A 26770-nucleotide genomic window follows, 5' to 3' on the forward strand; every position below is an offset into this window, starting at 1 on the left:
CCCTCCCACTTCCCCCCTCCTTCGACGGCGTGTTTGGGCTGTGCCTCTGTCGGCGCGGGGCCGATCGGCGGCATCGACTCGGGTCGCAGCGATTGGTGGTCGGAGCCCGCCCGGCGCGCGGGGGCCTGGCCCGGTACGCGAGCGACTGATCACCCGGACGCCCCCGGGGCTCACGCCGCCGACGAACGGGTGGTACCGGCTTCGTGCTTCGCGCGGGATCCCGCTTTGCTGTCCTGCAGGGTTGCCGTGCCGAAACTCGGCCTCGCGCCGCTGGAGCGGGGTCGGGCATCGTCAGACGCTGTGTTTGGCCGACGCTGGTGCCTCGGCGGCTCCTGGCCAACCTGCTGATCCGCGCGGTTGCCTCAGCCTTTTACCGCGATGAACGTCTCAGCTTGGCGTGGCCGTCCCGTGGACCTTGACCCGGCGTCGCCGGCGCGGGAAGGCAGCCCGACGGACCCGGATGAAGGATTGCCGCGATGGCCACGCCCCGCGACCTGAAGGTGCAGATGGCGGGTGAGACCCGTGCCCGCGAACGGGCTCAGGCCCTGGCTGCGACCCAGGCGGCGCGCGCGCAGCGTGCCGAGACCGCGGCGCGGGCCGCCGAGGCCGATCGCGACACGTGGAAGGCTCGGGCGCTGGCCGCCGAGGCGGAGTTGGAACAGGTGAAGCGACGCTGAGCCCGGCCGTTCTCGGCTTGCCCTGAAGTCAGCACCTTGCAGAAGCGGCGTGCCTCGGTGCTGCTATGTCGCGGCCGTAGCACCCATAGATGTCGCAGGCTGCACCGGAACATGACCCGGCACGGAGACCTTCTCGTGACGACAGCGAACCCCTTCGCTACCGATCAGGAGAGAAGAAACGTGGCTATTGAGACTCGTGAAATCTATGTGACGGCTCTGAAGAACACGCATGCACTCGAGATGCAGGCGCTCCAGATCATGGAGCGGCAGGTCGAGCGCCTGCAGCGCTACCCCGAGATGGAAGCGGCCCTGCGCCGTCACATCGAGGAGACGCACGGACAGAGGACCCGCCTGGAGGAAGCCCTGCACAGCCTCTCGGAGAGCCCCTCGACCCTCAAGGAAGGTGTGCTCGGCTTCGTCGGAAACATGATGGCGCTCGGGCATACGCCCGCCCAGGACGAGATCCTGAAGAACGCCTACGCCAACCACGCCTTCGAGAACTTCGAGATTGCGGCCTACGAGTCGCTTCTCGCCATCGCGGAGGCGGCCGGTCAGCAGACGGCGCTCACGGGCTTCCAGCAATCCCTGCGCGAGGAAGAGGCGATGGCGCGCAAGGTGCGTGAACTCGTGCGTCCGACCACCCTGCGCTACGTCGAACTGACCACCGCCGGCGACAAGGCCGATCGCTGATCCGGATCTACCGGGTCGCTCGTCTGAGCGTACCGATCGCCCGGAACGGTCGCTGATCTGGTCGCGCGGGGCGCGTCCGGACGAGGACATCCGTGTCATCCCGTCGACGATTCGGTCGATTGTCGGCTTTCGCGATGAGGGAAACGCCGCGATCCCACACCCTCGAAAGTGCCTACGGTATCTGGATACCGTAGGCACGAAACGGTTCAACGGATTGCGCTTTCTGGCGTCCGCGCATCGCCGAACTGTGCCTTTACGGCTTGACGAAACACACCCGTCGGCCTAATGGAGCCGGCAACGCCGTCGCGTCCTGCACGCGGCGGCGCATCGTTTTGTCCAGACACCATACGGAACGCCACGGGATGAAGACCTTTTCTCTGAAGCCCGCCGACGTCGACAAGAAGTGGATCATCGTCGATGCGGAGGGCCTGGTCGTCGGCCGGCTCGCCTCCATCGTCGCCATGCGCCTGCGCGGCAAGCACAAGGCCGCGTACACGCCCCACGTCGATTGCGGCGACAACGTCATCGTCATCAACGCCGAGAAGGTGAAGTTCACCGGCCGCAAGCGCGAGCAGAAGGTGTACTACCACCACACCGGCTACCCGGGCGGCATCAAGGAGCGCACGGCCAAGTTCATCCTCGACGGTCGCTTCCCCGAGCGCGTCGTGGAGAAGGCCGTGGAGCGCATGCTCCCGCGCGGCCCGCTCTTCCGCCAGATCATGGGCAATCTCCGGGTCTACAAGGGCTCAGAGCATCCCCACACCGCCCAGCAGCCGCAGGCGCTCGACGTCGGCAGCCTCAACCGCAAGAACGTGAGCGCTTGATCATGGCGACCCTTCAGTCCCTCTCCGACCTGAACCGCGCGAACGTCGAGTCGCCGGAGAACGCCGCCCCGGTCCACGTGCAGAAGCTCGACGCCCAGGGTCGCGCCTATGCCACCGGCAAGCGCAAGGACGCGGTGGCCCGCGTCTGGATCAAGCCGGGCACCGGCAAAGTCGTCGTCAACGGTCGCGCCGTCGAGACGTACTTCGCCCGCCCGGTCCTGCGCATGATCCTGCGTCAGCCCCTGCAGATCGCGAACCGCGTCGACCAGTACGACATCACCGTCACGGTGCATGGCGGTGGTCTCTCGGGTCAGGCGGGCGCCGTGCGCCACGGCCTGTCGAAGGCGCTGACCTACTACGAGCCCGAGCTGCGTTCGCCGCTGAAGCGTGAGGGCTTCCTCACCCGCGACAGCCGCGTCGTCGAGCGCAAGAAGTACGGCCGCAAGAAGGCCCGCCGCAGCTTCCAGTTCTCGAAGCGCTAAGCGCCTCCTTCGATCTATGTCTGGACAGGGCGGCTTCGGCCGCCCTTTCCTTTTTCGGCTGCAGAGAGACGAGTTCCCATGGCGAAGCCCTTCCGACGCGTCACCGAACCCGACGCTTCCGCAGTGACCCTCTGTCTCGCGCAGGCGGACGGCGCGACGACGGGGGAAGTGAAGCTCGCCGATGGTCGCCTCTTCAGCACCACCGGCGTGCTTCCCATCGCCCAGGCCTTCGGCATCGCGGTCCATCTCGCCAACGAGAGCGACCGCGAGATCGTGGTGATCGACCCGCAGGACCTGTGGAAGCCCTCCTGGGGTACGCTGACCGCCTGACGGGTCAGGCGTGAAGGGCGCGCTCGAGTTCGCCCTTCGACATCTTGGAGCGTCCCGGGATGTCTTTCGCGCGCGCCGCCTTCAGCAGGTCGGCCTTCGTCGTCCCGGAGCCGGATTTGCGCGCGGCGGCGGTCTTCTTGGCGACGTCGGCGGGCTGCTTCGAGAACTGCTTGCCCTTGGCCGAATCGTCACGCTTCTTCTTCGTCGAACGATCGTATTCGGATTTTGACACCGACTCGCGGGCCTTCTTCGGCAGGTAACGCTCACCGGTCTCGCCGCTCTTCTTGCCGGACTTGGTGTCCCACTCTTCCTCGGTCCACTGCTTCAGGTGGTTGTCGTCCGTCTTCTTGCCCTCGTAGCCGCCGCCGGCATCCTTGTAGGCCCTGGTCGCAGCCTGGGCCTTGCGTGCCGACCACTGCCCCGGCTTGCCGCCCTTGTCGGAGGCCGTGACCTCCTTCTTCACCTTCTCCCAGAGCTTGGGATCAGTCTTTTCCGCGCTGGCTGACATCCGCTGTTCCTCATTTGCGGGTCTGTGCTGCAGGTCTGTGTTGCAGCTCTCTTCGGGCCATAACCGGCCAGTCAACGGCGCCGTTCCAGGCGAGCGGAAACGATACACAGGCTTGATCGAGCGTCATCAGGCCTTATTCGTGCATCGCGAAGACATTGACTTGAGGAAGCGTCCCGGCCACGTGGCGCGCACGGGTCGATGCGGGATGCGTCTTCGTCGATCCGCCGAAAAGGATGTCAGGTGTCCATGAGCGAGAACGGTGCCGGGCGGAAGCCCACGGTCTTCATCGACGGCGAGGCAGGGACCACCGGTCTCGGGATCCGCGAGCGCCTCGAGCGCGACGGTCGCGTCGCCCTGAAGAGCATTCCGCATGAGAGCCGCAAGGACATCGCAGTCAAGCGCGAGCTCCTGCAGGCGGTCGACCTCGTCGTGCTGTGCCTCCCCGATGCCGCCGCCAAGGAGACTGTGGCCCTCGCCGACACCTTGCCGGGCGGCGGCCCCCGCATCCTCGACGCCAGCACGGCCCACCGGGTCGATCCGTCCTGGGTCTACGGCTTTGCTGAACTCGAACCCGCGCAGGCGCAGGCGATCCGGGAGGCCCGGCGCGTGGCCAATCCCGGCTGCTACCCGACCGGCGCCATCGCCCTGCTTCGCCCCCTGGTGGAGGCCGGTCTGATTCCGTCGGACTACCCGATCAGCATCAACGCGGTCAGCGGCTACAGTGGTGGCGGCAAGTCCATGATCGAGACTTACGAGGCAGGCCAGGGGGAGCCCTTCCTGCTGTACGGTCTCGGTCTCGGCCACAAGCACCTGCCCGAGACCCAGCGTTATTCCGCCCTGACGCGTCGCCCGATCTTCATCCCGTCGGTCGGAAACTTCCGGCAGGGCATGCTGGTGAGCGTGCCGCTCCACCTCGATACCTTGCCGGGCTCACCGACCGTCGCGGATCTCGAGAACGTCTTGCGTGCCTATTATGAGGGACAGGATCTCGTCCGGGTGATCCCCGCCGCTGAAGAGGAGCGGATCGAGCCGGAAGCCCTCAACGAAACCGACCGGCTCGAATTACGGGTCTTTGGCAAAGACGCGCATCGTCAGGCGGTCCTCGTCGCGCGCCTCGACAATCTCGGGAAGGGCGCATCGGGGGCTGCCGTACAAAATATCACCCTGATGCTTGGGCTCGACTGATCACCCGCCCTTGCGCCCCCGCCCTGTTTGGTGGGGGTGCTCTTCGATATGGGACGGTCCGTCGAGGGTGCCCTGCCCGACACGTGATGCGTGCGCGTGTCGACACCGCGATCGAGCACCGACAGACGTCCCTGCACTGAGCGGTGCGACGCTGTACCGAAGCCTTGATCGACAAAACGTCCCACAAATCATAGCTCGGTTCTCCTCCCATCGCGATCGCAGAGGCGTTCGCGAAGATGAGCTATGGGCAAACCAGAAAATGGCGACCCAGCTTCCTCGCCAATGACCTCCGGTCAGAGCGCTCGCACCGCCTTCCCCAAGCATTTCTCGTTGATGCTGTACGAACTCTCGTCCATTCATTGCGAACACCATAAAATTGTTCTATCGAACGCAATGTTATGTCCGATGATCGGCCCGAATCTAGTCGGAGGCGATCGAGGCAGCATTTGATGCTCATGAAGAGGCGCGAGTTTCCTTCGGTCCGTTTGGGTGAAGCCTCCGATGGCGGTTACGCCAGGAATGACGGTCGATCGGAAGAGCGGATTCGGTTCAGGGCTGATCTTGCTGCGCTAACGAGGTGGTTTTTCCAGCATCGTTCTCTGAATCACCCATAAATTTCCACGCCTGCACGATCGGTGACGGTCTTGTTGGGCAACCGGAACGCGACTGTTGCAAACTCTGCAGGCGATACGCGAAAAATTGATAAATGATCCACACAGACACGATGAAAAATCGCTGATCCTGTGATGTATCATCTTGCTTGCAAAAAGATCTCAGCCTACGCTTGAAGACAACATCGGCACTTATGCAGATTGGCCACGAAACATGACCGAAACAGACAACGACGCAGCTCGACTCATCACCCTGGCCGCCGACATCGTCTCGGCCTACGTTAGCAACAATCATGTACAGAGCGCGGAGCTTCCTAAGCTGCTCAGTGATGTGCATGAGGCGATCCGTGGCGTCACTGCCAGCGGCACGCCGGCGGCCGAGGCCGGGCCGCCCAAGGCGACGCCCCAGGAGATCCGCCGCTCGATCACGCCGGACTATCTGATCAGCTTCGAGGACGGAAAGCAGTACAAGACGCTGCGCCGCCACCTGACCCTGCGTGGCCTGACGCCGGAGCAGTATCGCGCCAAGTGGGGCCTGGCGCCCGACTATCCGATGACCTCGGCAAGCTACTCGGAGCAGCGTTCCGAGTTGGCCCGCGCCCTCGGCCTTGGTCAGCAGCGCCGGAAGGGCGTGGCCAAGACCGCGCCGGAGGAGACCGTGTCCGCTGCGCCGCCCGAGGAGGCGGCCACCGAGGCTCCGCAGGCAGAGAAGAAGCGTCGCGGTCCGCGCAAGAAGGCAGACGCCTAGGTTTCTACTAGGTCTGCACGCACCCAGGTACGTGCAGACCACTTTCAAGATTGCTTTCGATGCAGAGTGTGCGTCGTCCGGGGTGACACCCGTTCGGCAACACTTGCGTCGACGCTTACGTTGTCAGCCGTTCCGATGCGGGTGTGTCTTGAGCGAGCGATCGCTCGACCACCCATCTCAGGCATGGTGCTGCAGCCGCATTGCCGCGGCACGGGTCTGTCTGGTTTCCAGTCGCTGATCATTGGCACTTGGTCGTTTGGCGTGTGCTGCGCCGTCATCGGCCCGCTGCAGCTCTGCTGTGGCGTCATGCAGGAAGCACTCCGCTCCGCCCCGACAAAACCGCCGACAATCCTGCTGTCAGGCCGCTTCTGTGCGCTCACGCGCGTGCGCCTTCGTGGATCGTCCGCAGGGCTCATCCGCATGGGTCGCAGAGCGCTGAGGGCGCCGTAGGCTCGCGATGGCGAGGTACGCGTTCTTTCCTTCAGCCATCGCGTCCGCCTGGAGTCGCGTTCTGGGCGGGCGCTCTCCCGGTTTCGTTTCGCGGGCCCGGCGGAGAGTCCACCGGTGTCCTGCTCGCGCCGGTGTGGGGCTCAGCGTGGCGGTTTAGCCCCCCAACGCTGCTCGGGTGTTGTCGTCGTCGATCGGCCTTCGGTCCGAGCGCTGCCCGCGCACCGAGCCTGGGTTTTCGCGATCCGAGCGGGAGACCGCGCAAGATCCGCGTTAACTTCGGACGCTTCGGGCGGGCGCCTGCCGGTCGCTCACGCAAGCGGTGAATCCACCGAGTCTTCGTGGAAAAGGCGGCACTCGGACGTCACTGCGGTCTGCTGGGTGTCCGGCGGTCCGCTCCGGGATCCACGGATATCCGTCGACCGTGCGCGGCGGCCACCTGAGCCGCCCGAGCCTTAGGACAGGGGAGTCGCCAGAACCTTGTCGATACGGCGCCCGTCCATATCGACTACCTCGAAACGCCAGCCGTGGGATTCGAAGTGGTCGCCCGTCCCGGGGATACGCCCGAGGCGGAAGATCACGAAGCCGGCCAGCGTCGTGAAATCATCTGAATCGGGGTGTTCGGCGAAGGCGAGTCGATCGAAGGCCTGGGAGGCCGGCATCATGCCATCAATGAGGAGCGATCCATCCTCTCGCTCAATGACGCTCGGTTCGTCGCCGACCTCGGGGATGTTTCCAGCGATCGCTTCCAGGAGATCGGTCTGGGTCACGATTCCCTCGAGGCTGCCGTACTCGTCGACCACTACCGCCATCCGCACGGGCTTGGCCTGGAAGGTCTCCAACACGGCGAGGATCGACATGCTCTCGTGCACGACGATCGGCGGCTGGGTCACAGCCAGGACGTTGACCGGCTTGCCGTCGAGCAACTGGTTGAGCAGGTCCTGCTTGCGGACGACGCCGACGATCTCGTCGACTTCGCTGCGGCTCACCACCAGCTGAGCGTGATCGCATTCGCGCACGGATTTCAGGATCGCCTCCGGCTCCTCGTCGGCATCGACCCATTCGACTTCGTGGCGCGGGGTCATGATGTCCCGCACGCGACGCTCGCCGATGGAGAAGATGCGTTGCACCGCCTCCTGCTGCGCCTCCCGGATCAGGCCCGCTTCCTGGCTCGCCTGAACGAGGAGATTCAGCTCGGCGGTGGAGTGCAGCGAGCCCTCGCCGTGGCCGGTCTGCAGGCCGAACATCCGGACGACGCCGTTTCCGAGGCCGTTGAGGAAGAGGATCGCCGGGCGGAACACGAAGAGGAAGACGCCCAGGGGCCGGACCACCGCGAGGGAGGTTCGTTCACTGCGCTGAAGCGCGAGGCTCTTCGGGGCGAGCTCGCCCAGGACGATGTGCATCGCCGTGATGATGACGAACGAGATGACGACCGCGATGGTGTGGGCTGCCGTGGTGCCGACGGGATCCGGCAGGAAGCTGAGCGCCGGCACGATGATGTGCGCGAGGGCCGGTTCACCGACCCAACCGAGGGCCAGGGATGAGATCGTGATGCCGAGCTGCGTCGCGGCCAGATAGGCGTCGAGCTGATCCGTGGCGCGCTGGAGAGATCGGGCATTGGTCCGTCGCTCGGAAACCAGTTCGGCGACCCGGCTCTTGCGCACGGAGACGAGGGCAAATTCGGCCGCCACGAAGAACCCGTTGGCGAGCACGAGGGCAAAAACGGCGAGGAGGCCCAGGCCGGTCACCCATACATCGTCGGAAATCGTCGTCTCCTCTGGTCAGCGCCGGATCTCTACCAGCAACGCGCGTACCGGGCCACACCGAACCCGTCTTGGAAGCCGTGCGGCCAGCCGACGGATATGAGCCGACGGCCGTGCCTGCCAGTCACATCGGGAGACCTTCGTTTTTCGAGGAACAAAGCTGAGAACCTACGGTTCTCGGGTCGAATAGGCTTTCGACTGAACACCGAGACATAAACTCAGCCGTCGACACCGACAACCTATGTTATTCAGCCTAATTAACGCAAGTTAATGCTTGAATTCCTAGATTGGAGCCAGGTAGCTTAGTGACGGAAACCATTTTGATTACCGGCGGAGCCGGATTTATCGGCCGCCATCTTGCGCAAGCACTCCTGCACAGGGGTTACCGTGTACGGGTGCTCGACAGTCTGATCGAGCAGGTACACGGAGCCGGTGCGAAGCCGGACCAGCTGCCCCGCGACGTCGAGGTGATCATCGGCGATGTCCGCGATGCCAAGGCGGTTGCGATGGCCGTGAAGGGCGTCGATCGCGTCGTCCACCTCGCTGCCGAGGTGGGGGTCGGCCAGAGCATGTATGCGGTCGAGCGCTACGTCTCGGTCAACGATTGCGGGACGGCCGTGCTCTTCGAGGCGCTGATCAACCACCCGGTGAAACGGGTTGTCGTCGCGTCCTCCATGAGCGTCTACGGCGAAGGCCTCTATCGAACCGCCGACGGCGACCTTGTCGAGAACGCCGAGCGGCGTCCTCGCCGCGCCGACGAGCCCTGGGATCCCGTCGATACCACAGGGCGAGCCCTGGAGCCGGTTCCCACGCCGGAAACCAAGCTTCCGTCGCTCGCCTCGGTCTACGCCCTGACGAAGTACATGCAGGAGCGACTGACCCTCACGCTCGCGCCCGCCTACGGGATGGAGGGGGTGGCTCTGCGGCTGTGGAACGTCTACGGGCCCGGACAGGCGCTCTCGAATCCCTACACGGGCGTCTTGGCGATCTTCGCGGCACGAATCCACAACGGGCAGCCGCCGATGATCTTCGAGGATGGCGAGCAGCGTCGCGACTTCGTGCACGTGGAGGACGTCGCCCGGGCCTTCGTGCTGGCCCTCGAACATCCCGCCGCGGCCGGCCGGGTCTACAATGTCGGCAGCGGAGCCGACCGCTCGGTGCGTGAGGTCGCCCGGCTCCTCGCCGATGCCATGGGGCGGTCGGATATCGCGCCGGAGGTTTCCGGCAGGGCGCGCGCAGGCGATATCCGGCACTGCATCGCCGACATCACGCGCATCGAACGCGAACTTGGCTACCGGCCTCAGCGCGACTTCTCCGAAGGTTTGGCGGAACTCGCCGGCTGGGTCGCCCAGCAGCAAGCGGTCGATCGCGTGGCGGAGGCGCGGCGTGAACTCGAAGCGCGAGGTCTCGTGGCGTGACGAACCGTCCCGTACTCATCACCGGCGGTGCCGGGTTCGTTGGTGCCAACCTCGCTGATGCTCTGGCTCGGGACGGGCAACACGTCATCGTCTACGACGCCCTGGTCCGGCCCGGCGTCGCCCGGAACCTCGCTTGGCTGGAAGGCCGCCATCCCGATCGGATCACCACGGTTGTGGCCGACATCCGCGATACCGGGAGCCTCGACCTCGCGGTCGCGGAGGCGGGCGCGGTGTTCCATTTCGCCGCCCAGGTGGCTGTCACCACCAGCCTCGAGGCGCCCCGGACGGATTCCGAGATCAACCTCGTCGGAACGATCAACCTTCTCGAGGCGGTGCGGGCGCAGGGCCGGCCCATCCCTCTCCTCTTCGCCTCGACCAACAAGGTCTACGGCGACTTGCCCGACATCGCCCTGGACCGTGCGGGGGACGCCTACCGCCCCGCCGACGCGACCCTTCGCGAACGGGGCATCGGTGAGGACCGACCGCTCGACTTTCACACGCCCTATGGCTGCTCCAAGGGAGCGGCGGACCAGTACGTCCTCGACTACGCCCGAAGCTTCGGCATGCCGACGGCGGTGTTCCGCATGAGCTGCATCTACGGGCCGCGGCAGATGGGAACCGAGGATCAGGGCTGGGTCGCCCATTTCCTTATCCGGGCCCTCGAGGGCCAGCCGATCACGCTCTACGGCGACGGAGCTCAGGTGCGCGACATCCTCCACGTGCGCGACGCGGTGGCAGCCTATCGCGCCGCGCTGGCCCGCATGGATACGATCCGCGGGCGCGCCTTCAATCTCGGGGGCGGACCGGCCAATGCCGTCAGCCTGCTTCAGGTCCTCGACCACATTGCCACGCTGACCGGCCGCCCCGTCGAACGCGTCTTTCGCGCGTGGCGACCGGGTGATCAGCGCTACTATGTCTCCGACACCCGGGCGGCGGGCGCCGCCCTCGGCCTCAGCCCCGCCACGGACTGGCGCCAGGGCGTGGCAGACCTCGCCACCTGGCTCGCCAGCGAGCGAGGGCTGACGTCGGGAGCCGCCCCTTGGGCCGGCGCTGCGGAATGAGAGTCGCCCTCGTCAACCCGCCCTGGGACTACCGCAACAGCATCTATTTCGGGTGCCGCTCCCCGCACCTTCCTTTGGAGCTCGCCTACAGCGCAGCACTGCTTGAAGCGGCCGGCCACGCGACGCTGATCGTCGACGCGCATCTCGACGCCCTGAGTATGGCGCAGGCGGCCGAGACGGTCGCCGCCTTCGCACCCAGTATGACGGTCGTGGCGACGGCGCCGACCTACCTGTTCTGGCGCTGCGCCCCGCCGGAACTGCGCATCCCGCGCGGGTTTCTCGACGCCCTCGCGGGGCGTGGCGGCCGCACCGTCGCGGTCGGCCCGCACGGCTCCGCGACCCCCGGCCCGACCCTCGACAAGCTCGCCTGCGACGTGGTCGTGCGCGGCGAGTGCGAGGAGATCGTCGCGCGCCTCGCCGAGAGCGACGACTTGAAGGCCGTGCCGGCCCTCGCCCTCCGGCAGGACGGGGCTCTCGTCGTCACCGGCCCGCCCCATGCCAGCCGGTTCACCGATCTGCCTGCCCTGCGCTGGCCGGAGCGGTGGATCGCGCGACACTCACACCACCATCATCGCTTCGATACCGCCCCCGACGGACCCGGAGCGGAGGTCGAAGCCTCGCGCGGCTGTCCGTACCATTGCAGCTTCTGCGCGAAGATCGACTTCCGCGATGCCTACCGCCGCCGCGACCTCGGAATCGTCCTCGACGAGATCGACGGGCTGATCGCCCAGGGGGCCACCTACCTGTACTTCATCGACGAGATCTTCCTGCCGCAGAAGCCTCTCCTCGAAGCGCTGGTGACCCGGGACGTCCGTTTCGGAGTTCAGACGCGCATCGACTTGTGGAAGCCCGAGATGCTCGATCTCCTCGGCGCCGCCGGATGCGTCTCTATCGAAGCCGGGATCGAGAGCTTGACGGAAGCCGGGCGGGCTGCCCTCGACAAGAAATGCCGTGCGTCCACCGACGATCTCGCCGAGCGTCTCGTCTATGCGCGGCGGAGCGTGCCCTTCGTCCAAGCCAACCTTATCGCCATGGCGGGTGACGACCCCGCACTGGTCGCCGAGTGGCGCGACCGCCTGCGTCGGGAAGGGGTCTGGGCCAACGATCCGGTCCCACTCTACCCCTACCCCAGCTCACCGGATTATCGCCGCCTTTGGGGTGAGCCGGACGATCAGGCCTGGGAACGCGCCCATGCCCATTACCTCGGACAATTCGAGCGCTTCAGCGAGATCCAGGAGGAGCGTCCGTTACCACTCCGGGAACTGGAGGCCGCATGCGGCTGCCGGTGAAGACCCATCCGCATGTCCTGATGACGGCCGATGCGCTCGGTGGGGTGTGGCAGTACAGCCTCGATCTCGCGCAGGGCCTGGTGCGACGCGGGCTGACCGTGACCATCGCCGTGCTCGGGCCGGCGCCGCGCCCCGCGCAGATCGCCGCCGCCGAGAGCGCCAGCGGCGCCCGCATCCATGCCACCGACCTGGCCCTCGAATGGCTGGCGAAGGACCCGGCGGAAGTACGGGCCGCCGCGGAGGCCCTGGTACGCCTCGCCGCGAGCCTGAAGGCCGACATCGTCCATCTCCACTCCCCGGCCTTCGCCTCCGCGCATTTTCCGGTGCCCGTTGTGGCCGTGTGCCATTCCTGCGTCGGCACCTGGTGGGACGCGGTCGAGACCGGTCCGTTGCCGCGAGACCTTGCCTGGCGTCGCGACCGCGTGGCCGAGGGGTGCACCCAGGTCGATACCCTGCTGGCGCCGACGGAGGCGTTCGCCGTTGCGACACAGCGGGTCTACGGCTTGGCCGAGCCACCCCGGGTGGTGCGCAACGGGCGTCGGACCCCGGCGGCGCCGACACAGATGACGTCGCCGGCATCCTACGTCTTTACCGCCGGGCGCCTCTGGGATCGGGCCAAGAACGCGGCGACCCTCGATCAGGTCGGTGCACGCATCGACTGGCCCTTGCGGGCGGCGGGTCCGCTGGAGGGCCCGGCGGGAGAGCGGGTGCTGGCGCCGCATCTCGACTGCCTCGGGCGTCTCGACGATGCGGGGGTCGCCGCCCAACTCGGCGCGCGCCCGGTCTTCCTCTCGCTGGCCCGCTACGAGCCCTTTGGGCTCGCCGTGCTCGAAGCAGCGAGCGTCGGCTGCGCCCTCGTTCTCTCCGACCTCGCGAGCTTTCGCGAACTCTGGGAGGGCGTGGCGCTCTTCGTCGATTCCTCCGATGCTGCGGGCGCCGCGGCGGCGATCCGTCAATTGGCCGACGATCCCGCCGAGCGGGTCCGCCGAGGCCGGGCGGCGCGGACCCGCGCCGAGCTCTACGGCGTCGACGCGATGACCGACGGCGTCCTCGCCGTCTTTCGCGCATGCTGGACCGACACGCCTGTCCGTGCCCTGGCCGGGGCGGCCGCATGAGGATCGCCTATTTCACCCACTCCCTGGCCTCGTGCTGGAACCACGGCAACGCGCATTTCCTGCGTGGCGTCCTCCGCGAGCTGATCGCCCTCGGCCACACCGTCGAGGCCTACGAGCCGGAGGGGGCCTGGAGCCTGGAGAATCTGCTTCGTGACCATGGACCTGCGGGCCTGGATCGCTTTCGCGAGGCCTATCCGGACCTGACGTCGGATCCCTACGGCGCGATCGATGCCGTGGTCGAGCGTACCGCGGACGCGGACGTCGTTATCGTGCACGAATGGAATGACCCCGCCCTCGCCGCGGCCCTCGGTGCGAGACGGAAGGCCGGCGCGCGCTACACGTTGCTGTTTCATGACACGCATCACCGGGCCGTCAGCGCGCCGGACGAGATGCGTCGCTTCGATCTCTCCGGCTTCGACGGCATCCTGGCGTTCGGCGAGACCCTGGCGGCGGTTTACCGCGATTGGGGCTGGGGTCGGCGCGCCTTCGTCTGGCACGAAGCCGCCGACACCCGCCTGTTCCGTCCGCCTGCCACCGAAGGCGCTCGCACGGGACTGATCTGGATCGGCAATTGGGGCGACGACGAGCGCAGCGAGGAGCTGGAGACATACCTCTTCGCGCCCGCGCGCGCCGCAGGGCTCGATCTCGACATCTTCGGCGTACGCTATCCCGAGGCGGCGATCCGAACCCTGGCACGCTACGGTGCGCGCTATCGAGGCTGGGCGCCGAACGCCGCTGCACCCACCCTGTTCGCGCAGCATCTCGCCACCGTCCACGTGCCGCGCCGGTTCTACGTCCGCCTCCTGCCCGGCATCCCGACGATCCGGGTGTTCGAGGCGCTGGCCTGCGGCATCCCACTGGCCTCTGCGCCGTGGGAGGATGCGGAGGGACTTTTCCGGCCAGGGATCGACTACCTCATCGCCCGCGACGGAGCCGAGATGGAGCGTCACCTGCGGGCGCTGCGGGAGGACGATGCCCTGCGCACAAACCTGCGTACGCAGGGGCTTGCGACCATCGCGGCCCGTCACACCTGCGCGCACCGGGCGAACGAACTGCTCGGCATCGTCGCAGCCCTTCGGACCCCCGAACGCCGCACAGAATCCCTGGAGAGATCCGCATGAAGATCGCCTTCTACGGCTCCAGCCTGCTGTCCTCCTATTGGAACGGGGCGGCGACCTACTATCGCGGCCTCCTCAGCGATCTGGCCGCCCGCGGGCATCAGGTGATCTTCTACGAGCCGGACGCCTTCGACCGGCAGCAGCATCGTGACATCGACCCGCCCGCCTATGCCGAGGTGAAGGTCTATCCGGCCACCGTGGAGGCCATGCGCGCCGTCGTGGCGGAGGCCGCCGGAGCCGACGTCGTCGTCAAGGCGAGCGGCGTCGGCGTATTCGACGACGAACTCCTCGACGGCGTCCTGGCCGCGGCGCGCCCGGAGGCGATCCGCATCTTCTGGGACGTCGATGCGCCCGCGACCCTGGCGGAGATGCGCGCGGATCCGCAGCACGTCCTGCACCGGGCGATGCCGGATCTCGACCTCGTTCTCACCTACGGTGGCGGCCCCCCGGTGATCACCGCCTACGAGGGGTTCGGCGTCCGTCGCTGCATCCCGATCTACAATGCCCTCGATCCAGCGACCCATCACCCGGTGCCGCCGGAACCGCGCTTCGCCGCCGACCTCGCCTTCCTGGGCAACCGCCTGCCGGACCGTGAAGCGCGCGTGGAGGCGTTCTTCCTCGATGCCGCGGCGCGCCTGCCGGAGCGTCGGTTCCTCATCGGCGGCAGCGGCTGGGAGAGCCGGAGCCTGTCAGGCAACGTGCACCATCTCGGGCACGTCTATACGCGCGAGCACAACGCCTTCAACACCTCGCCGCTGGCGGTGCTGAACATCGCGCGCGACAGCATGGCAGCCGTTGGGTTCTCGCCGGCGACGCGCGTGTTCGAGGCGGCGGGGGCCGGAGCCTGCCTCATCACGGATGCCTGGGAGGGAATCGAATTGTTCCTTGCGCCCAACGCGGAGGTGCTGGTCGCCCGGGACGGTCGCGAGGTCGCCGAGCACCTCGCGAGTTTGACGCCGGAGCGGGCCCGGCGGATCGGCGAGGCGGCGCGCGCGCGCATCACCTCCGACCACACCTACGCCCGCCGAGGGGCCGAGGTCGATTTGATCCTGAAGGAGGAGGCCGCTCGCAAGGGGACCCTTGCCCCGGTCCGGAGCGTTGCATGAACCGCCCCCTACGCCTCGTCGTACTCGGCCTTAGCTTGTCCTCGTCCTGGGGCAATGGGCACGCCACCACCTATCGGGCCCTGCTCAAGGCCTTCGCTGCCCGTGGCCACGACGTCCTGTTCCTCGAGCGCGATGTGCCCTGGTACGCGGAGCATCGGGATCTGCCGGAGCCCGGCTTCTGCCGCTTCGCGCTCTATCCCGATCTCGCGGCCCTCGACGGTTGGCGCGACGAGATCGCAGGAGCCGACGCCGTCATCGTCGGGTCCTACGTGCCCGACGGCATCGCGGTCGGAGATCGCGTGCTGGCCTGGGCCGAGAGCCGCGCCGCCTTCTACGACATCGATACGCCCGTCACCCTGGCGCGCCTCGAAGCGGAGGATTGCGCCTACCTGGCACGGCGGCAGATCGCGGATTACGACCTCTACCTGTCCTTCACGGGTGGTCCGACCCTGCGCCTACTGGAGGAGGCCTATGGCTCGCCGGCGGCCCGCGCCCTCTACTGCTCCGTCGACCCGCAGGCTTACCCGCCGCTGGAGCGCGCCCCGGCCTACGACCTCTCGTATCTCGGCACCTACAGTGCTGACCGACAGCCGACCTTGGAGCGCCTGCTGCTGGAGCCGGCGCGGCGCGCGCCCGAGCTGCGCTTCTGCGTCGCCGGCCCACAATACCCGGACACCATCGCTTGGCCGGCCAACGTCACTCGGATCGCGCATTGTCCACCGGACCAGCATCCGGAATTCTACGCGGCGAGCCGCTACACCCTGAACGTCACGCGTGCCGACATGATCCGCGCCGGCTACAGTCCGAGCGTGCGCCTGTTCGAGGCCGCCTGCGTCGGCACGCCGATCATCAGCGACAGCTGGGATGGCCTCGCCACGATCCTGACTCCGGGCTCCGAGATCATCACCGCCGAGGCGCCCGACGAGGTTCTGTCGATCCTGCGACGGCAGCCGGAGACGTCGCGCCGGCGCATCGGCGGGGCTGCGCGCGCGCGGGTGCTGGACCGGCACAGCGCCGTGCAACGCGCCCTGGAGTTGGAGGAGATCCTGCGCGCCACCATCGCCATGCAGGGCGCGGCGGCCGAGCTGCATCCCCTGGCGGAGGCTCGCGCATGAGCACAGGCCCGATCCGCGTCGGCCTCGTCGGGGTCGGCAACTGCGCCTCCTCCCTCGTGCAAGGTCTGCACTACTACCGCGACGCCGACCCCTCGGAGACGGTGCCGGGGCTGATGAACGTGTCGCTGGGCGGCTACCACGTCCGCGACATCGCGGTGGTCTCGGCCTTCGACGTGAACGCCGAGAAAGTCGGGCGCGACCTCGCCGACGCGATTGCGGCCCCGCCCAACAACACCATCCGCTTCGCCGAGGTGCCCCGCACCGGCATCATCGTACAGCGGGGGCCGACCCTCGACGGTCTCGGGCGCTACCTGAGCGCCGAGATCCGCGAGGCGGACGGCCCGGCGGTCGACGTGGCGGCGGAACTGGAGCGTACGCAAACGCAGGTGCTGGTCTCGTACCTGCCGGTGGGATCGCAGGCGGCCACCGAGCACTATGCCCGCTGCGCGCTCGAAGCCGGCTGTGCCTTCGTCAATTGCATCCCGGTCTTCATCGCCTCCGATCCCGCCTGGCGGGCACGGTTCGAGCAGCGCGGCCTTCCGCTCCTCGGCGACGACATCAAGAGCCAAGTCGGTGCCACCATCGTGCACCGGATGCTGGCCAACCTCATGCGCGAGCGCGGGGTGCGCCTCGATCGAACCTACCAGCTGAATTTCGGCGGCAACGCCGATTTCAAGAACATGCTCGAGCGTGAGCGGCTGGAATCGAAGAAGATCTCCAAGACCCGCGCGGTGACGAGCCAGCTCGACGTACCCCTCGATCCCGATGACATCCATGTGGGCCCGAGCGACCACGTTCCCTGGCTGACCGATCGGAAATGGGCGCAGATCCGCCTGGAGGGCACGGCCTTCGGCGGGGTTCCCCTGTCGATGGAGCTCAAGCTGGAGGTTTGGGATTCGCCGAATTCCGCCGGCATCGTCATCGATGCCGTACGCTGCGCCCGCCTCGCCCTCGACCGTGGGATCGGCGGCGCGCTGGTCGGGCCTTCGAGCTACTTCATGAAGGCGCCGCCCCAGCAGTTCACCGACGCGGAGGCGCGGGCGCGCACGCGGGCCTTCATCACCGGCGAGCCCGAAGTCTCGACCGTGGGCGCCCCGTGACCCGGGTCATTCTGGTCCGCCACGGCAGCCACGACCGGCTGAACCGCATCCTGTGCGGGCGCATGCCCGGCGTCAGCCTCGGTGCGCAGGGTCGTGACGAGGCGGATCGGCTCGCCGAGGCCCTGCGGGGCCGTGGCGCTGCCGCGCTACTGTCGAGTCCCCAGTCGCGGACCCGGGAGACCGCCGCGCCGATCGCCGCGGCGCTCGGGCTGGCACTGAGCGAGGAGCCGGGCCTCGACGAGATCGACTTCGGCGACTGGACCGGGCTGGCCCTGCCCGACCTCACCGGCGACCCGGCCTGGCAGGCCTGGAATACGCACCGGGCGGACCATCGGCCCCCCGGGGGCGAGAGCATGGGCGAGGCGCAGGCCCGCGCCCTGGCGACCCTCCTGGCGCGACCGGAGGAGTGCCTGATCGCGGTGAGCCACGGCGATGTCATCCGGGCCGTCCTCCTCGGCATCCTGGGCCTCTCCGTCTCCGCCTACGATCGCCTCGTGGTCGAGCCGGCCTCGATCAGCGTCGTCGAGTTCTGGCCCGGGGGCGGCCGAGTCTGCAGCGTCAACGGCACGGCCCACCTGCGATGAAGGGTTCGCCATGATGAGACCCGAGGAACACCCGCGCGGCGGGACGGATGCCCTGCGCCGCGAGATCGAGGCGCTCGGTCCCTGGTTCCACAACATGAACCTCGACGGCGTCTGGACCGCCCCGGAGCACTTTCTCGGCGATTACCCGGCCGTGAAGTGGCGGGGTTTCGCCGACGCGATCCCAGCCGACCTGACGGGCCGGAGCGTCCTCGACATCGGTTGCAACGGCGGATTCTACGCCATCGAGATGAAGCGCCGGGGCGCGGCACGGGTGCTCGGCCTCGATTCCGATGAGCGCTACCTCGCCCAGGCGCGCTTTGCCGCGCAGGTGACGGGGCAGGACATCGCGTTCGTGCAGGGCTCCGTCTACGACGTCGGGTCGCTCGGCGAGCGCTTCGACATCGTGCTGTTCATGGGCGTGCTCTACCACCTGCGCCATCCGCTGCTGGCGCTGGACCTCATTCGCGAGACGGTGGCGGGGGACCTGCTGGTCTTCCAGTCGATGCAGCGCGGGGCGTCCACGGTCGCCCCGGTGGCGGAGGACTACGATTTCTTCGCCACGGCGCCCTTCGCCGAGCCGGGCTACCCGAAGCTGCACTTCATCGAGCACCGGTATTCCGGCGACCCGACCAACTGGTGGGTGCCCAACCGCGCCTGCACCGAGGCGATGCTGCGAGCCAGCGGCTTCGCCATCGTCGGCCACCCCGAGGAGGAGGTCTATCTCTGCCGCTGTGCCGAGAAGCCCGAGCCCGGGGCCGTCTATCCGGCGCCGCCGCGCGCCCAGGAGATGCCCGCGTGATCGAAGCCGTGATGCTCTGGAACGAGCCCAACAACAAATCCCACTGGGATCCGGAACTCGACCCCGACTGGCACCGCTTCGCCGCGATGGTGACGGCCGCGGGCCGCGCCATCCGGGCGGAGAACCCGACCCTGCCGCGGGTGCTCGGCGGCATCTCGCCGATCGACCCCGGTTTCATCCAGCGCATGGAGCGGGCGGGCGCCCTCGACGCCGTCGACGCGGTGGCGGTGCACGGCTTTCCCCTCGACTGGAATCTCTGGCAGATCCACGAATGGCCGGCCAAGATCGCGGAGATCCGCGCGGTCACGAACCTGCCGGTCTGGGTCTCGGAGGTCGGCATCTCGACCTTCGGCGCCGAGGAGGTGCAGCTCTGGGGCGTCGACCGGACGGCGGAACTGCTGATCGGGCAGACGCCGCGCATCCACTGGTACAGCCTCTACGACCTGCCCCGGGAATGGGAGGCGACCACCCGGCACCGGGAGGCGGAGGGCTCCTCCTACTACCGCCACTTCCACATGGGGCTGCTGAACCAGGACGGCACGCCCAAGCGCGCCCTGGAGGCGTTCGCGCGGCATACACCGGCCCTGGGCCTGTGCCAGTGGTTCCACTACGAGGACCATCGGCTGGAGGAGGCGGTGGCCTGGATGAAGCGCCTGGGCGTCACCTACCTGCGCACCGGCCTGTCCTGGGCCGACAGCTTCCGGCCCAACGCGCTGGACTGGTTCGACCGGCAGATGCGGGCGCTGGAGGCGTTCGACGTCACCGTGACGTTCTGCTTCACGCCGGAGCATCGCGGGCTGTCCCCGCACCACACCAGCCCGCCGATCGACCCCGCGGAATACGCGGCCTTCTGCGCCGCCATGGTGCGCCGCTACGCCCCCGGCGGGAGCCTCCCCGGCGCGTGATCGTCTTCGGCAAGCGGGACCGCGCGACGGACCCGCGCGATCTCCTGGGCGACGTCGCCGCCCGGCTGCGGGCGGCCGCGGCGGGCCGGGACCGGACCCGGCACGAGGCCCTGGCGGCGGCCCTGATCGCGGCCGGCATGCTGCTGCAAGGCCTTGCGGATGCGGCGTTTTCCGAAGCCGGCGCCGATGCCCCGGCGCCGGACCAGGACGCCGCGACGGCGCTGATGCTCGCCCTGGCGGAGGCGGTCGATGCCTCCTGGGTGAGCGGGTTTCGCGGGCCAGTGCCGGATGGCGAGCCGGCAATGTCCACCCTCGCCGCCCTGGCGCTGCCGGCGCGGATCACCGCGCGCTGGTGCGAGGGCTTCGCGTTTTACGCAACCTACCCGGAGACTTACGCGATGGCGGCCCGGCGCTCCGGCCTCGGGCCCGAGACCCTGGTGATCGGCATCCGCAGCATCGGCGCGCCCCTGGCCGCGATGGTGGCGGCGGGGTTGGGGAGCCGGCGCATCATCACCGTTCGGCCGGTGGGGCACCCCTTCGGGCGGGAACTCGCCCTGTCGGAGGCCCTGGCGGCCGAGATCCGGGCGTGGACGGGGCCGGTGGCGGTGGTCGACGAGGGGCCGGGCCAGTCGGGCAGTTCGTTCGGGGCGGTGCTGGACGCGCTGGATCGGCTCGGGGTGGTGGAGGAGCGCATCACCCTGTTCCCGAGCCATGACGGGGCGCCGGGGGCGCAGGCGGGAGCGGCGCAGAGGCGGCGCTGGGACCGGATGCGGCGGCACATCGTGAGCGCCGACGCGGTGATCGGCGCGCCGGAGCAGGGGCTCGCGGCCTGGGTCTCGGAGGGGGCCGGGGCGGCGCTGGAGGGGGTCTCCGGCGGCGCGTGGCGCCGGCGCCTCTATGCCGACACGGCGGAGTGGCCGCCGGTGAACGCTTGGCAGGAGCGGCGCAAGTTCCTGTGGCGGCAGGACAATCGCACCTGGTATCTGAAATTCGCCGGGCTCGGGGCCCCCGCCGAGGCCAAGCTGGCGCGAGCCCGGACGCTGTCGGCGGCGGGGTTCATCCCCGCGGTGGTGGGCCTGCGGCACGGCTTCCTGGTGGAGCGCTGGCACGGGACGGCGATGCCCCTGCAGGCGGCGGACGGGTCTGCCTGGCTCGAGCGGATCGGGGACTATCTCGGGTACCGGGCCCGCACGTTCCCGGCAGGGGCTGAGGATGGGGCGGAGAACGGGGCAAATTTGCAGGCCCTGATGGCGATGGCCCGGCACAACGTGCTGACCGCATTGGGAAAACCCGCTGCGGCCACCCTCGACCGCTGGACCCCGGGGCGGCTCGCGGCCCTGGAGCGGAGCGTGCGCCGGGTCGAGACCGACAACCGGATGCAGCCCTGGAAATGGCTGGCTTTGCCCGATGGGCGGCTCCTCAAGGCCGATGCCCTCGACCATGCGGCGGGGCACGACCTCGTGGGCTGCCAGGACATCGCCTGGGATGTGGTCGGCGCCGCGGAGGAATTCGGGCTGTCCGAGAACGCCCGTGTATACCTCGCGGGTCGTGTCGAGGTCGCGGGGGATCGGGCCATCGACCCCGAACTGATCGCGTGCCTCACCCCGTGCTACCTCGCGTTCCAGGTCGGGGCCCTGACCCTGGCCCTCGGGGCCACCGGGGACCCCGCCGAGACGGCCCGGCTGCGGCGCCGGCTCGACACCATGACCGAGCGCCTGTGCCGGGTCCTGGCGCAGCCGTGAGGCGGCGCGAGTCGCCGGATGGGGGCTCCGGCGAACTCGGGCCCGACGCGACGGGCGCCCGCTCCGGCCGGGACGGGGGAGCCGCGCTACCCGCGAAGGTCCGTGCGCCGAGCCGGCAACGGAGTCAGGCGCCGGGCGGAATCGCGTAGGTGCCGGTGGCGTGGCAGACCAGGGGGTCGCCGTCCGGGCCGGTGATGTGGACTTCGCCGACGGCGAGGCGCCGGCCGAGCTTGAGCAGGCGGGCGCTGCCGAGGAGCCCGTGGGGGCCGGGTTTGCGCAGGAAGTTGAAGCTGAGGCTGGTGGTGACGGCGAGCGCCACCGGGCCGAGGCTGGCGAGGATCGCCGCGTAGAGGGCGTAGTCGGCCAAAGCCATCATGGCAGGGCCGGAGACCGTGCCGCCCGGGCGCAGGTGGCGCTCGTGGTGGTCCATCCGCATCCGGGCGAGGCCGGGGCCGACCTCGACGAGGTGGTAGGTCCGGCCCCCGGCCTCCATCTGCGGGAAGGCCGATTCGAGGAAGGCCACGGTCTCTTCCAGGGAGAGCGTCTGCGGCAGGGTCTTGGACATGGACGGACACTCCGGTTCACCGGGCCGCCACCGCCCCGATGCGGCGGGACGACCGCGCGACGACTTGCGGACGCTCGGCGCATCTTGGTCGGGACTCTGATCGACGACCCGCGAAGCCTTGCAGCACGCCGCCGCTTGCCCGACAAGATCATGAATGCGCCAGTCCCACGATGCCTACGACCCCGCCCTGATCCGCCGGGTCCTCACCGAGACCCGGACCATCGCGCTGGTGGGCGCCTCACCCAACCCGGCTCGGGCGAGCCACCACGTCATGGCCTTCCTGCTGGCGCGCGGCTACCGCGTGATCCCGGTCAATCCCGGGCTCGCCGGACAGACGCTCCAGGGCCAGCCCGTCTATGCCCGCCTCGCCGACCTGCCCGAGCCCGTCGACATGGTCGAGATCTTTCGCAGTTCCGACGCGGCGGGTGGGGTGGTGGACGAGGCCCTCGCCCTCCCCCAGCCGCCGCGCTTCATCTGGATGCAGATCGGGGTGCGGGATGATTCCGCCGCCTCGCGTGCTGAGGCGGCGGGATTGGTTGTGGTGATGGACCGATGTCCAAAGATCGAGATTTTTCGGTAAATCGTCTGAAAAGGAATACTGCAGCGCTCGCATTGCAGGTCTTAAACACAAAATATCAATTGATAATTTCTGCAACTTTAAATCAAAACGGTAGATTTCCTCCAAAAGTTGTTTTAGCGTTGACCAATGCATGGTCTGATTGAAGTCCTAATCGAAGGATGGTTCGACCATAAAGATTGTTTGCAGTAAATAAATACGTTTGGAGTATAAATTGATGGTAACGAAGAAGGAAATTGCTGAGTATTCTTTCGATATTCAAGTTGGATTGGAAGGTGCTGATGTCCCTGAGTATGATGCTGCGAAAACGCTAGGGATGGCAGCCGTACTGGCAACAAATCTTCGGGGACTTGGCGAGGTAGACTATAAAGTCCTAAAGCTTGTCTCCTCTCGATATTTTCATATAAGGTCGGATGTAATCGATAATGTTCTAACTGTACTTGCTGATCTTGAATTAATTAGATTGGCTAGTACTGGATCGACCATCAACAGTGTTATCCCAAACGTTCCTCATTTTGAAAACGTTTACGATCAAGTCGGCGAGTATGTCGAGCAAAAGCCACTCAATGAACTTGAGATGACTACGATTACAATATTGAATAAACTTTACGAAACTCCCGTAAATCGAGATTCTCTTATTTCGAAGCTGGGAATTAACAAAGACGATTTTGAAACTTGTCTACAAATAGGCCAGGGCGCAGGATTGATTGTGGATCAGAGAAGCAGAGGAAAAGATATTATCGCGAGTCCAATGTATTTTAGTGGCAATTTAGACAATCTAATCGATATTGCTGCTCGGGGCGATACGCCGAGCCTTCATAAGCTTCTTACTCTTGTTCAAAAGAACCAAGGGATGCCCTTCTCATCGATTGTCTCCGGCGGGAATATTGGAGGAAATTCAATAACTCCCCACGAGGTCGATCTGCTGCAAAAGTTAGCCGAGGAGGGAATCATAAAGCCTCCAGGAATCGATCGACCCAATAAGACGCGTGAACAGTTCATCTTCACGCCTGCCCCCGGTCGAGTCCGTATGAGTGCCGCCAATCGTGAAATTTACGAAAAAGGTATGGCCCTCGCCGCTGCTGTCAGAAAAGGGCAACTACTACCAGAGGCTTATCGAATCAAGAATCCACAAGCACTCCTTTATAGACTTGGAGACCGAAAATGGATTGGAGCAAATAGTGAGGCGTCCCATCAGTACAAAAATCTTGCGGTGTTAGGTTTGGGTCGGCTTGAGCATATTTCAGGAGATCAGTTCCGATTTCATTTGATTGATGTTCCGGAAAATTTGGAGGCCGTTGATATCGCTAAGAAGCTTCTAGCAGGCGAGCGTCCAGAAGATCTCGAATTGGATAAATCCGCACGCCTGCTATTCAATCACGATGAAAATTATGTAAAATCACACCTTGCTTCTCAGAAGATGCGTATCGGAAAACCAAAAACGGTATTATCCTCGCGAGCAGAAGCTGAAATTGATCAATATATGTTGAAGCTATGATGAAAGATCTTCCGCAAAAGAAGTTGGCTGTACGTTTCTGTGCTGCACAGGAAATTGTGCCGTTTATGGAGGTCCTCGTTCACTCTGAGACTGGTTTAGAGGAAGTTTCAGTCGATATAACTGATATAGATGTTCTTGGTCATGACTTGGGAGGTTCGGGGCTTCCTATAAGAACCCTATTTGACTGCAAAAGTGGCACTAAGCAAATGAGTCCCGTGAATCGGGCGCTTTGGGCTAGTGGTCTTTGTAAATTTGTGCAAGCAAACAGCGCATATATTATCCAACAAAAAGAAGCTGTATATAGTCATAAACTTGCTGCGAACACGATGGGCGTCCATATTCACTCTGAAAGTTCGTTCGTCAAATATGCCGAGAGTACCTCAAGTCTCTTTGCGCAAGGTAGTACATATCTCGATGATTTAGAGGCGTGGGATAGTCTATCAAAAACTGGCTCAATCGTTCCCTGCAAAGACATCTTATATTATGTTTCAAATTATGCAGCGATGGAAGATTCCGGTCCTAAATCTTTGCGGCATGGCCTGTCTGCACTTTTAAAAGCTTCTCCCGAACTGAATCCGAGCAAATCGAACCACCGGCTGCTCTTTGGTGTGTTTTTGTCTAGCTTCCTAATTTCTATGTCGATAACGATTAACGGCATGAAAGATGTCTTCGATTTCTCTATGACTAAAGAAACCTTCGAGCGTACGCTCCGGTTCTATGTCTGGGACGGCAAGGAAAACTATTATCTCAGAAAGAGTATGAGGGCAGCCATACAAAGATCTCGTGGGGATGCTGAAGATGTTCAGCTCGAGCTACCTGAGTGGGAAAAGTTTCTGCATTTGGTACGCAGTATGCTTGATGCGCCGGAGGCGCTTAAAAGCCTTTCGTTTCTAGCCAAAGAGCTTGCTTTCCGATCTGTTTCGCAAACCCCAAATGCTTTCGCGGAGATAAGAATCACAGACTTATTTATCAAAAACAATCGGGCAAGGCAGTTTTTATTCGCAACCTCAGAATATCTTGTACGAGCGGGTAAATTACCCGGAGATTTTCATCAGAGATTCGTAGCTGACATCAATGGTCTTCTTGCAATAAATAAATCCTCTATCAACACATTGGGAGACTTGCTTAACGTTCGATCTCAGGCGGGATCCTAATCTGTAATATTTGCCGACCTTCCAGTCTCCGCCATCAACGCCACAGCCACAAAGCTAATCCCCGCCGCCACGGCCAGGTACAGCCCCACCCAACCCACACCGCCCCATTCCGACAGCCGCTGCGCCAAGTAAGGCGCGGCGGAGGCGCCCAGGATGCCGGCGAGGTTGTAGGTCACGCTGGCGCCGGTGTAGCGCACGCGGGTCGGGAAGAGTTCAGGCAGCAGCGCCCCCATGGGGCCGAAGAGCCAGCCCATGGCGAACAGGCCCAGGCACAGGAAGCCGAGGACGAGGCCGCCCTGGCCGCTGCCGAGCATCGGGCCCATCAGCAGGCCGAGGCTGGCGGTGAAGACGAGGCCGGAGAGCAGGATGGGGCGGCGTCCGAAGCGGTCGGCGGCCCAGCCCGAGAGCGGGATGCCGAGGCCCATGAACAGCACGGCCACGCACTCGAAGAGCAGGAAGGTCGGCCGGGTGAAGCCGAGCGTCGAGACGCCGTAGCTCAGGGCGAAGACGGTGGAGAGGTAGAACACCGCGTAGCAGGCCACCATCGCGAAGGTGCCGAGCAGGGTCGCGCGGAGGTACTTGGTGAAGATCACCGCCAGCGGCACCTTCTCGGGGGCGGCCTTCGCCAGGGCGGCCTTGAAGACCGGGGTCTCGGTGAGCTTGAGGCGGACATAGAGCCCGACGCCCACGAGCACGGCCGAGGCCAGGAACGGGATGCGCCAGCCCCAGGCCTGGAAGTCGGCGGGGCTCAGGGCCAGGGCGAGGCCGAGGAAGCCCAGATTGGCGGTTATGAAGCCCACGGGGGCGCCGAGCTGCGGGAAGATGCCGTAGAGGGCGCGCCGGCCCGGCGGCGCGTTCTCCACCGCCAGCAGGGCCGCACCGCTCCACTCGCCGCCGAAGCCGACGCCCTGGCCGAAGCGCAGGACGCACAAGGCGAGCGGCGCCCACCAGCCCGCGGTGGCGTAGGAGGGCAGGCAGCCGATCAGCACCGTCGACAGGCCCATGATCATCAGCGAGGCCACGAGGGTCGCCTTGCGCCCGACCCGGTCGCCGAAATGGCCGAAGAAGGCTGCGCCCAGGGGCCGGGCGATGAAGGCGATGGAGAAGGTGGCGAAGGCGGCCAGCGTCTGCACCGCCGGATCGCCGGGCGGGAAGAAGATCGGCCCGATCACCAGGGCGGCCGCGGTGGCGTAGACGTAGAAGTCGTAGAACTCGATCGCGGTGCCGACGAAGCTGGCGATGAGAATCCGCGCCGCCGGCACGGTTTCGGGCGCCGCGGTCGGGCTGGCGAGGGTCGGGCGGGTCGCGGTCTGGCTCATGGCGTGGGGCCATAGCTCAGCTTCGACCGGCAGGATAGCG

Annotated in this window: 26 protein-coding genes; 22 read left to right on the plus strand and 4 right to left on the minus strand. The window is 66.0% G+C overall.

Translation table 11 applies throughout. The features are described 5' to 3' along the window. Positions 1-476 precede the first annotated feature (476 nt). The 5 genes from AC0IY1_RS13855 to AC0IY1_RS13875 all read left to right on the plus strand — a co-directional run bounded on the left by AC0IY1_RS13855 (position 477) and on the right by AC0IY1_RS13875 (position 3003). On the plus strand, positions 477-677 hold the full coding sequence (locus AC0IY1_RS13855; RefSeq protein ID WP_471770234.1) for a hypothetical protein: 201 nt from the start codon (positions 477-479) through the stop codon (positions 675-677). Between the two features lie 180 nt (positions 678-857). Then, positions 858-1367, plus strand: coding sequence for a ferritin-like domain-containing protein (locus AC0IY1_RS13860; protein WP_055952184.1), 510 nt, complete (start codon positions 858-860; stop codon positions 1365-1367). 362 nt (positions 1368-1729) lie between these two features. After that, positions 1730-2191 (plus strand): 50S ribosomal protein L13, encoded by a 462-nt coding sequence (gene rplM, locus AC0IY1_RS13865; protein WP_055952181.1) that lies wholly within the window; start codon positions 1730-1732, stop codon positions 2189-2191. A 2-nt stretch (positions 2192-2193) separates the two neighbouring features. Next, complete coding sequence (gene rpsI / locus AC0IY1_RS13870) at positions 2194-2673, plus strand: 30S ribosomal protein S9 (RefSeq protein WP_055952176.1); 480 nt, start codon at positions 2194-2196, stop codon at positions 2671-2673. Between the two features lie 78 nt (positions 2674-2751). After that, a complete protein-coding gene (locus AC0IY1_RS13875; RefSeq protein WP_471770236.1) occupies positions 2752-3003 on the plus strand; it encodes a hypothetical protein in 252 nt (83 codons plus the stop codon). Between the two features lie 4 nt (positions 3004-3007). Here AC0IY1_RS13875 and AC0IY1_RS13880 read toward each other — a convergent pair whose 3' ends face one another. Continuing rightward, positions 3008-3511, minus strand: coding sequence for a hypothetical protein (locus tag AC0IY1_RS13880; protein WP_471770238.1), 504 nt, complete (start codon positions 3509-3511; stop codon positions 3008-3010). Positions 3512-3757: 246 nt separating this feature from the next. Between AC0IY1_RS13880 and argC the strand changes: the two genes are divergently transcribed. Next, positions 3758-4696 (plus strand): N-acetyl-gamma-glutamyl-phosphate reductase, encoded by a 939-nt coding sequence (gene argC / locus AC0IY1_RS13885; RefSeq protein ID WP_471770239.1) that lies wholly within the window; start codon positions 3758-3760, stop codon positions 4694-4696. An 825-nt stretch (positions 4697-5521) separates the two neighbouring features. Beyond that, a complete protein-coding gene (locus AC0IY1_RS13890) occupies positions 5522-6055 on the plus strand; it encodes a Ros/MucR family transcriptional regulator (RefSeq protein WP_055952162.1) in 534 nt (177 codons plus the stop codon). 902 nt (positions 6056-6957) lie between these two features. Here the strand turns inward: AC0IY1_RS13890 and AC0IY1_RS13895 are convergent. After that, the gene (locus tag AC0IY1_RS13895) at positions 6958-8250 is read right to left on the minus strand and encodes a hemolysin family protein (RefSeq protein ID WP_244477295.1); all 1293 of its coding nucleotides are present in this window, start codon (positions 8248-8250) and stop codon (positions 6958-6960) included. A gap of 320 nt (positions 8251-8570) precedes the next feature. On the opposite strand from AC0IY1_RS13895, the gene AC0IY1_RS13900 reads away from it, so the two are divergent. The 12 genes from AC0IY1_RS13900 to AC0IY1_RS13955 are packed head-to-tail and all read left to right on the plus strand — an operon-like array spanning position 8571 to position 21617. Then, on the plus strand, positions 8571-9683 hold the full coding sequence (locus tag AC0IY1_RS13900) for an NAD-dependent epimerase/dehydratase family protein (protein ID WP_471770241.1): 1113 nt from the start codon (positions 8571-8573) through the stop codon (positions 9681-9683). Then, positions 9680-10744: an NAD-dependent epimerase/dehydratase family protein gene (locus AC0IY1_RS13905; RefSeq protein ID WP_471770244.1), complete on the plus strand. Its 1065-nt coding sequence runs from the start codon at positions 9680-9682 to the stop codon at positions 10742-10744. The genes AC0IY1_RS13900 and AC0IY1_RS13905 overlap by 4 nt, the downstream gene beginning before the upstream one ends. Continuing rightward, positions 10741-12033, plus strand: a complete 1293-nt coding sequence (locus AC0IY1_RS13910; RefSeq protein ID WP_471770245.1) for a TIGR04295 family B12-binding domain-containing radical SAM protein — start codon at positions 10741-10743, stop codon at positions 12031-12033. The genes AC0IY1_RS13905 and AC0IY1_RS13910 overlap by 4 nt, the downstream gene beginning before the upstream one ends. Continuing rightward, a complete protein-coding gene (locus AC0IY1_RS13915; RefSeq protein WP_471770247.1) occupies positions 12018-13148 on the plus strand; it encodes a glycosyltransferase family 4 protein in 1131 nt (376 codons plus the stop codon). The genes AC0IY1_RS13910 and AC0IY1_RS13915 overlap by 16 nt, the downstream gene beginning before the upstream one ends. Next, positions 13145-14269, plus strand: a complete 1125-nt coding sequence (locus AC0IY1_RS13920) for a CgeB family protein (protein WP_471770248.1) — start codon at positions 13145-13147, stop codon at positions 14267-14269. Before AC0IY1_RS13915 ends, AC0IY1_RS13920 begins: the two co-directional genes overlap by 4 nt. Continuing rightward, complete coding sequence (locus AC0IY1_RS13925) at positions 14266-15372, plus strand: CgeB family protein (RefSeq protein ID WP_471770249.1); 1107 nt, start codon at positions 14266-14268, stop codon at positions 15370-15372. Before AC0IY1_RS13920 ends, AC0IY1_RS13925 begins: the two co-directional genes overlap by 4 nt. After that, positions 15369-16487: a CgeB family protein gene (locus AC0IY1_RS13930; protein ID WP_471770250.1), complete on the plus strand. Its 1119-nt coding sequence runs from the start codon at positions 15369-15371 to the stop codon at positions 16485-16487. The genes AC0IY1_RS13925 and AC0IY1_RS13930 overlap by 4 nt, the downstream gene beginning before the upstream one ends. Continuing rightward, positions 16484-17587, plus strand: coding sequence for an inositol-3-phosphate synthase (locus tag AC0IY1_RS13935; protein ID WP_471770251.1), 1104 nt, complete (start codon positions 16484-16486; stop codon positions 17585-17587). Before AC0IY1_RS13930 ends, AC0IY1_RS13935 begins: the two co-directional genes overlap by 4 nt. Further along, positions 17584-18171: a histidine phosphatase family protein gene (locus AC0IY1_RS13940; RefSeq protein WP_471770253.1), complete on the plus strand. Its 588-nt coding sequence runs from the start codon at positions 17584-17586 to the stop codon at positions 18169-18171. The genes AC0IY1_RS13935 and AC0IY1_RS13940 overlap by 4 nt, the downstream gene beginning before the upstream one ends. Positions 18172-18184: 13 nt before the next feature. Continuing rightward, complete coding sequence (locus AC0IY1_RS13945) at positions 18185-18970, plus strand: TIGR04290 family methyltransferase (RefSeq protein WP_471770434.1); 786 nt, start codon at positions 18185-18187, stop codon at positions 18968-18970. Then, on the plus strand, positions 18967-19875 hold the full coding sequence (locus tag AC0IY1_RS13950) for a glycoside hydrolase 5 family protein (protein WP_471770255.1): 909 nt from the start codon (positions 18967-18969) through the stop codon (positions 19873-19875). The genes AC0IY1_RS13945 and AC0IY1_RS13950 overlap by 4 nt, the downstream gene beginning before the upstream one ends. Next, entirely contained in the window at positions 19872-21617 is a 1746-nt protein-coding gene (locus AC0IY1_RS13955; RefSeq protein WP_471770257.1) for a hypothetical protein, read from the plus strand. Before AC0IY1_RS13950 ends, AC0IY1_RS13955 begins: the two co-directional genes overlap by 4 nt. Before the next feature lie 124 nt (positions 21618-21741). Here the strand turns inward: AC0IY1_RS13955 and AC0IY1_RS13960 are convergent, their stop codons facing one another. After that, positions 21742-22182, minus strand: a complete 441-nt coding sequence (locus AC0IY1_RS13960; RefSeq protein WP_471770259.1) for a PaaI family thioesterase — start codon at positions 22180-22182, stop codon at positions 21742-21744. Positions 22183-22336: 154 nt separating this feature from the next. Here AC0IY1_RS13960 and AC0IY1_RS13965 point away from each other — a divergent pair, with 154 nt between their 5' ends. The 3 genes from AC0IY1_RS13965 to AC0IY1_RS13975 all read left to right on the plus strand — a co-directional run bounded on the left by AC0IY1_RS13965 (position 22337) and on the right by AC0IY1_RS13975 (position 25411). Then, positions 22337-22762 carry a CoA-binding protein gene (locus tag AC0IY1_RS13965; protein ID WP_471770260.1) on the plus strand — a complete coding sequence of 142 codons (426 nt, stop codon included), beginning with the start codon at positions 22337-22339 and terminating at the stop codon, positions 22760-22762. A 214-nt stretch (positions 22763-22976) separates the two neighbouring features. Beyond that, the gene (locus tag AC0IY1_RS13970; protein ID WP_471770261.1) at positions 22977-24257 is read left to right on the plus strand and encodes a hypothetical protein; all 1281 of its coding nucleotides are present in this window, start codon (positions 22977-22979) and stop codon (positions 24255-24257) included. Then, a complete protein-coding gene (locus tag AC0IY1_RS13975; RefSeq protein WP_471770262.1) occupies positions 24254-25411 on the plus strand; it encodes a hypothetical protein in 1158 nt (385 codons plus the stop codon). The genes AC0IY1_RS13970 and AC0IY1_RS13975 overlap by 4 nt, the downstream gene beginning before the upstream one ends. On the opposite strand, the gene AC0IY1_RS13980 is transcribed toward AC0IY1_RS13975, so the two are convergent. After that, complete coding sequence (locus AC0IY1_RS13980) at positions 25408-26730, minus strand: MFS transporter (protein WP_471770263.1); 1323 nt, start codon at positions 26728-26730, stop codon at positions 25408-25410. The genes AC0IY1_RS13975 and AC0IY1_RS13980 overlap by 4 nt on opposite strands. Positions 26731-26770: the final 40 nt, after the last annotated feature.

This window comes from Methylobacterium sp. AC690 (genome assembly GCF_979256535.1).

Excerpts from the sequence above, each read along its gene's own strand:
- AC0IY1_RS13855 (WP_471770234.1), top strand. The coding sequence starts at position 477 with ATGGCCACGCCCCGCGACCTGAAGGTGCAGATGGCGGGTGAGACCCGT.
- rplM (WP_055952181.1), top strand. The coding sequence starts at position 1,730 with ATGAAGACCTTTTCTCTGAAGCCCGCCGACGTCGACAAGAAGTGGATC.
- rpsI (WP_055952176.1), top strand. The coding sequence starts at position 2,194 with ATGGCGACCCTTCAGTCCCTCTCCGACCTGAACCGCGCGAACGTCGAG.
- AC0IY1_RS13875 (WP_471770236.1), top strand. The coding sequence starts at position 2,752 with ATGGCGAAGCCCTTCCGACGCGTCACCGAACCCGACGCTTCCGCAGTG.
- AC0IY1_RS13880 (WP_471770238.1), bottom strand. The coding sequence starts at position 3,511 with ATGTCAGCCAGCGCGGAAAAGACTGATCCCAAGCTCTGGGAGAAGGTG.
- argC (WP_471770239.1), top strand. The coding sequence starts at position 3,758 with ATGAGCGAGAACGGTGCCGGGCGGAAGCCCACGGTCTTCATCGACGGC.
- AC0IY1_RS13890 (WP_055952162.1), top strand. The coding sequence starts at position 5,522 with ATGACCGAAACAGACAACGACGCAGCTCGACTCATCACCCTGGCCGCC.
- AC0IY1_RS13910 (WP_471770245.1), top strand. The coding sequence starts at position 10,741 with ATGAGAGTCGCCCTCGTCAACCCGCCCTGGGACTACCGCAACAGCATC.
- AC0IY1_RS13915 (WP_471770247.1), top strand. The coding sequence starts at position 12,018 with ATGCGGCTGCCGGTGAAGACCCATCCGCATGTCCTGATGACGGCCGAT.
- AC0IY1_RS13920 (WP_471770248.1), top strand. The coding sequence starts at position 13,145 with ATGAGGATCGCCTATTTCACCCACTCCCTGGCCTCGTGCTGGAACCAC.
- AC0IY1_RS13925 (WP_471770249.1), top strand. The coding sequence starts at position 14,266 with ATGAAGATCGCCTTCTACGGCTCCAGCCTGCTGTCCTCCTATTGGAAC.
- AC0IY1_RS13930 (WP_471770250.1), top strand. The coding sequence starts at position 15,369 with ATGAACCGCCCCCTACGCCTCGTCGTACTCGGCCTTAGCTTGTCCTCG.
- AC0IY1_RS13935 (WP_471770251.1), top strand. The coding sequence starts at position 16,484 with ATGAGCACAGGCCCGATCCGCGTCGGCCTCGTCGGGGTCGGCAACTGC.
- AC0IY1_RS13945 (WP_471770434.1), top strand. The coding sequence starts at position 18,185 with ATGAGACCCGAGGAACACCCGCGCGGCGGGACGGATGCCCTGCGCCGC.
- AC0IY1_RS13960 (WP_471770259.1), bottom strand. The coding sequence starts at position 22,182 with ATGTCCAAGACCCTGCCGCAGACGCTCTCCCTGGAAGAGACCGTGGCC.
- AC0IY1_RS13965 (WP_471770260.1), top strand. The coding sequence starts at position 22,337 with ATGCGCCAGTCCCACGATGCCTACGACCCCGCCCTGATCCGCCGGGTC.
- AC0IY1_RS13970 (WP_471770261.1), top strand. The coding sequence starts at position 22,977 with ATGGTAACGAAGAAGGAAATTGCTGAGTATTCTTTCGATATTCAAGTT.
- AC0IY1_RS13975 (WP_471770262.1), top strand. The coding sequence starts at position 24,254 with ATGATGAAAGATCTTCCGCAAAAGAAGTTGGCTGTACGTTTCTGTGCT.
- AC0IY1_RS13980 (WP_471770263.1), bottom strand. The coding sequence starts at position 26,730 with ATGAGCCAGACCGCGACCCGCCCGACCCTCGCCAGCCCGACCGCGGCG.